The sequence below is a fragment of the Streptomyces sp. SBT349 genome (assembly GCF_001083795.1).
Lineage (GTDB): Bacteria > Actinomycetota > Actinomycetes > Streptomycetales > Streptomycetaceae > Streptomyces.
In genome coordinates this window covers 1-5,354 of the sequence record NZ_LAVK01000432.1, presented here as the reverse complement: position 1 = coordinate 5,354, position 5,354 = coordinate 1, and the positions used below count along the sequence as shown (strand labels likewise).

Sequence of the window (5,354 nt, the reverse complement as noted above, 5' to 3'; positions counted from 1 at the left end):
CGCGTGACTGGTCCGCGCGCTCCACCAGCACCAAGTGCGCTGAACAACCAAAAGGGGGCCCGACCCCCCGGGCCGGGAGGGCGTCGCCCCCCACGGCCCGCAGGGATCGAACTCCTCACGCGGTTGGAGAGGCTTTGGGCGGGAGCTGCGTTGGGGCGAGAGATCGGGGGCCCTTACGCTGGCCGGCGGATCGGGCCCCTGGGCCCCACCGCGTTTTCCCCGATCGGGCCCCCGATCTTGGAGGCTCGCCCCAACGGGGCTGCCTAAAGCATCGGAAACCGCCCCAGCCACCCCCCGAGGCGGGGATCAGGTGGTCAGGAGGGTGGGGAGTTTGCGCATGTCGTCGAAGACGACCGTGTTGTCCCCCGCCAGCCACGCGGCCGGGGTCAGGCCGCCCGCGTAGCCGAAGGAGCGCATGCCCGCCGCGCGGGCCGCACGGACTCCGTACTGGCTGTCCTCGATCACGGCGCAGCGGCCCGGCTCGACGCCCATCCTGGAGGCCGCGTACAGGAACAGGTCCGGCTCCGGCTTGCCGCGCGCCACCTCGCTCGCGCTGAATATCCGGCCCGCGAAGCGCTCGTAGAGGCCGGTGCGGCCCAGGGTCCGCCGCATCTTGGCGTGCCTGCCGCTGGAGGCGATGCAGTGCGGAACGGTGATCGCGTCCAGCACCTCCGTGATGCCGTCGACCGCCGTCAGCTCCGTGTCGATCGCGAGGTCGAGCCGTTCGCGGTACCACTCGCCCCACCGGCCCGCCGCCTCCTCGCCGAGCCGTTCGGCGATCTGCGCACGGACCGCACGCTCGGAGCGGCCGAGGAACCGGTCGATGATCTCCTCCTCGGTCAGCGGCCAGCCCAGTTCCGCGCCGAGCTCCACACAGATGCGCAGCGCGAGGGGCTCGCTGTCCACCAGCACGCCGTCGCAGTCGAAGATGATCAGGTCGAAGGGGCCGCTGGGGTCACTGGGTTCGCTCGGAGGTGCCACCCGGGCAGCCTAACCTGTCCGGATGACGAGAACCGGAGAGGTCATCGTGCTGGCCGGCCCGCCCGGTGCGGGCAAGAGCACGGTGGCGCGACTGCTGGCGGACGACGATCCGGGGCCCGGCGTTCACCTGCACACCGATGACTTCTGGGCGTTCATCCGGCGCGGGGTCATTCCGCCGTACCTGCCGGAGGCCCAGCGGCAGAACGAGACGGTGATCGGCGTGCTCGCGCGGGCCGCGGCCGGTTACGCGGCGGGCGGCTACCGGGTGGTGGTGGACAGCGTGGTCGGGCCGTGGTTCGTGGGTGTCTTCGCCGACGTGGCGGCGGAGGCCGGGGTGCCGCTGCACTACGCGGTGCTGCGGCCGGACGAGGAGACCACGCTCGCCCGGGGCACGACCCGGGAGAGCCACCCCCTCACCGACCCGGGGCCGATCCGGCTGATGTACGCGCAGTTCGCCGACCTCGGTCCCTATGAGGGCCACGCCCTGGACACCACGGACCACACCCCGGCCGACTCCGCGGACGCCGTGCGGAAGGCCGTGGGAACGGGGGCGCTGCGGCTGGAGGGGTGAGCGGGCGACTCGCAGGCCGCCGTGGCCGGGCCGTAGCTCCGGCCCCCGGCGTCCGCGACGAGCGGTAGCCGCTCCCGGTGGCCGCCGAATCCGCCGTGGTACCGGCGCCGTGCCGCCGCGCGCGGCCGGTCGGATCACGGGCTGCCGGGGTGCGTTCATACGGCCGGATCCCAGTGGCGGCAGGGGTGTTCGCCCGTTCGTTTTCGGCCAGGGCGAGATCGTTCCCACCGAGTGTGACCTGCTCGTTCGTCAGATTCGTACGCATGTTCGATGGCTGGTTTATGGTGGAGGCGGACAGCGGTGAGGCAGGGGGGCCGGGCGTGACAGGAGGTGCGGATGCCGGGCTTCACGCACCTGCATGTGGCGTCCGGATTCTCCGCGCGCTACGGAGCCTCGCACCCCGAGCGGCTGGCCGAGCGCGCGGGTGAGCGGGGGATGGACGCCGTGGCGCTGACCGATCGCGACACCCTCGCCGGGGCCGTGCGGTTCAGCAAGGCGTGCGTGCGGGCCGGGGTGCGCCCGGTGTACGGGGCCGACCTGGCGGTGGAGCCCCTGGGCCCGGACGCCGGCTCCCCGGGCCCCGGCGCGGGCCGGAAGCGCCGGAAGACGCCGGTGCGCGGCGGCGCCTTCGCCGACGAGTCCGCGCCGCGGGTGGTCTTCCTGGCCGCCGGCGGCGCGGCCGGGTGGGCGCGGCTGTGCCGGCTGGTCACCGCGGCCCACGCGAGCGGCGGGGAACGCCCCGCGCTGCCGTGGGCCGAGACCGGGGGAGAGGGCCTGATCGTGCTGCTCGGCCCCGCCTCGGAGCCGGGGCGCGCGCTGGCCGCCGGGCGTCCCGACCTCGCGGCCCGGCTGCTCGCCCCCTGGCGGGAGCGCTTCGGCGACGCGCTGCGCGTCGAGGTCGACGCCGCGGGGCCGCTGCGCATCGCCGCCCGCGCCGTGGGTCTGGCCGCCGAGCAGGGCGTCGCCCCCGTGCTCACCAACGCGGTGCGGTACGCCGATCCCGGTCAGGGCCAGGTCGCGGACGTGCTGGACGCGGCCAGGCGCCTCGTTCCCATCGACCGGCGCGGCGGCCTCGACGGCGGCGAGCGCTGGCTCAAGGGCCCCGGGGAGATGGCGGGCGCCGCGCTCCGCATCGCGGAGGCGGCCGGGTACGGGCGGTCCACCGCGCGTCGGCTGGTCGAACTCACCGAGCGGACGGCGGCGGCCTGCCGGGTGGACCCCGCGGGCGATCTGGGCATCGGCGGCGTCCACTTCCCCGAGCCGGGGCTGGTCGGCGCGGGCCGGCGCACGGCCGACCGCGTGCTGCGCTCCCGGTGCGCCGCGGGCATGGTCGCGCGCCGTTACGAGCGCGACGGCGTGCGCTGGGCGCGGCTGGAGGAGGAGCTGGGCATCATCGAACGGCTCGGCTTCGCCTCGTACTTCCTGACCGTCGCCCAGGTCGTCGAGGACATCCGCGGCCTCGGCGTCCGGGTCGCGGCGCGCGGCTCGGGGGCGGGCGCGCTGGTGAACCACCTGCTCGGCATCGCCCAGGCCGACCCCGTCGAGCACGGCCTGCTGATGGAGCGCTTCCTCTCGCCGCGCCGCGGCGCGCTGCCCGACATCGACATCGACGTGGAGTCCGCCCGCCGCCTGGACGTCTACCGGGCCGTCTTCGAGCGGTTCGGCGAGGAACGGGTGGCCACCGTCGCCATGCCCGAGACCTACCGGGTGCGGCACGCCGTGCGGGACGTCGGGCTCGCGCTCGGCCTCGATCCGGACGAGATCGGCCGGCTGGCCAAGGCGTTCCCGCACATCAGGGCCAGGGACGCCCGCGCCGCGCTGGCGGAGCTGCCCGAGCTGCGCGGCATCGACCCGGGGGAGCACGGGCCGAGGATGTGGGACCTGGTCGAGGCGCTGGACGGGCTGCCCCGCGGGGTCGCCATGCACCCGTGCGGGGTGCTGCTCTCCGACGCGACCCTGCTGGCGCGCACGCCGGTGGTGCCCAGCAGCGGCGAGGGGTTCGCCATGTCGCAGTTCGACAAGGAGGACGTGGAGGACCTCGGCCTGCTCAAGCTCGACGTGCTGGGGGTGCGGATGCAGTCCGCCATGGCGCACGCGGTGAGCGAGGTCGAACGGGCCACCGGGGAACGGATCGACCTCGACGATCCGGCGCATGTGCCCCCGGGCGACCCGGAGACCTTCGAGCTGATCCGCTCGACGGAGACGCTGGGCTGCTTCCAGATCGAGTCGCCGGGCCAGCGCGACCTCATCGGGCGGCTCCAGCCGAGCACGTTCCACGACCTCGTTGTCGACATATCCCTGTTCCGTCCCGGCCCGGTCGGCGCCGACATGGTGCGGCCCTTCATCGACGCCAGGCGGGGAAGGCGGGCCCCGAGCTATCCGCACGCCGACCTGGAGCCGGTGCTGAGCGAGACCCATGGCGTGGTGATCTTCCACGAGCAGGTCATCGGCATGCTGTCCCGGCTGACCGGCTGCGACCGGGCGCTGGCCGACGAGGCGAGGCGCGCGCTGTCCGACGGCGAGCGCCGGGGGCGCGTGCACGAGTGGTTCACCACCGAGTGCGCCCGGCGCGGATACGAGCCCGAGGTGATCGCCCGTGCCTGGGAGATCCTGGAGGCGTTCGGCAGCTTCGGCTTCTGCAAGGCGCACGCCGTCGCCTTCGCCGTGCCGACGTACCAGTCCGCCTGGCTCAAGGCGCACCACCCGGCCGCGTTCTACGCCGGGCTGCTCGCGCACGACCCCGGCATGTACCCCAAGCGGCTGCTGCTCGCCGACGCCAGGAGGCGCGGGGTGCCGGTGCTCCCACTCGACGTGAACCGGTCGGACGCCACCTATAGAATCGAACTGGAGTCTGAATCCGGCCTCTTGGGGGTGCGGCTCGCCCTCGGCGAGGTGCAGGGCATCACCGAGGACGAGGCGGCCAGGATCGCCGCGGGGCGGCCGTTCGTCTCTCTCGCCGACCTGATGGCCCGCGCCGCCCCCTCCCGCCCCGTCGCCGAACGGCTCGCGCAGGTCGGCGCGCTGGACGCGTTCGGCCCCAACCGCCGTGACCTGCTGCTCCACATCGCCGAGCAGCACCGTCAGCGGCGCGGCGCCGGGCGGCCCGGCGGCGGTCCGCAGCTGCCGCTCGGCGACGGCGAGGGGGCGCCGCCCGCCGGGCTGCCCGACCTCGACACGGACGAACGGCTCGGCGCCGAGCTCGGCGTGCTCGGCATGGAGACCTCCCGTCATCTCCTGGCCGACCAGCGCTCCTTCCTCGACGAGCTCGGCGCGCTCTCCGCCCGCGCCCTGCGCGAGGCCGGGCACGGCGAGACCGTCCTGGTCGCCGGGGCCAAGGCCGCCACCCAGACACCGCCGATCAGGTCGGGCAAGCGCGTGATCTTCGTCACCCTGGACGACACCACGGGCCTGGTCGACCTGGCCTTCTTCGAGGACAGCCACGCCGCCTGCGCCCACACCGTCTTCCACTCCTGGCTGCTGCTGGTGCGCGGCGTGGTCCAGCGGCGCGGGCCGCGGACGCTGAGCGTGGTCGGCCACACCGCCTGGGACCTCGCCGAGCTGGCCGAGCTCCGTCGCACCGGCGGCCTCGACGCGGTGGCGGAGCGGCTCGCGGGCGGCGGCGGCGAGGACGGGAACGGTGGCGGGACCGTGGATCGCAGGATCGAGCTGTCCACCGGCTACTCCCTGCACCCCTGGGCCGACCTGAAGCCCGCCGGGGACCCGGACAAGGCCCCGCGCAAGCTCTGGCACGCCAGCCCGGGGAGCGCGGGGCCTTGTCCGGGTCCCCGGCGGGCTTCAGGTC

3 protein-coding genes are annotated in these 5,354 nt (G+C 74.8%); 2 read left to right on the top strand and 1 reads right to left on the bottom strand.

Going from position 1 to position 5,354, the window contains the following annotated elements; translation table 11 throughout:
- Window positions 1-306: 306 nt before the first annotated feature.
- Entirely contained in the window at window positions 307-981 is a 675-nt protein-coding gene (locus tag ADY01_RS32075; RefSeq protein WP_049580250.1) for an HAD family hydrolase, read from the bottom strand.
- 22 nt (window positions 982-1,003) lie between these two features.
- Between ADY01_RS32075 and ADY01_RS32070 the strand changes: the two genes are divergently transcribed.
- Together ADY01_RS32070 and ADY01_RS32065 are read left to right on the top strand one after the other, a co-directional pair.
- Entirely contained in the window at window positions 1,004-1,552 is a 549-nt protein-coding gene (locus ADY01_RS32070; RefSeq protein WP_049580249.1) for an AAA family ATPase, read from the top strand.
- 336 nt (window positions 1,553-1,888) lie between these two features.
- Window positions 1,889-5,354, top strand: a 3,466-nt coding sequence (locus ADY01_RS32065; RefSeq protein ID WP_063784442.1) for a DNA polymerase III subunit alpha, incomplete at its 3' end; no start/stop codon positions are given.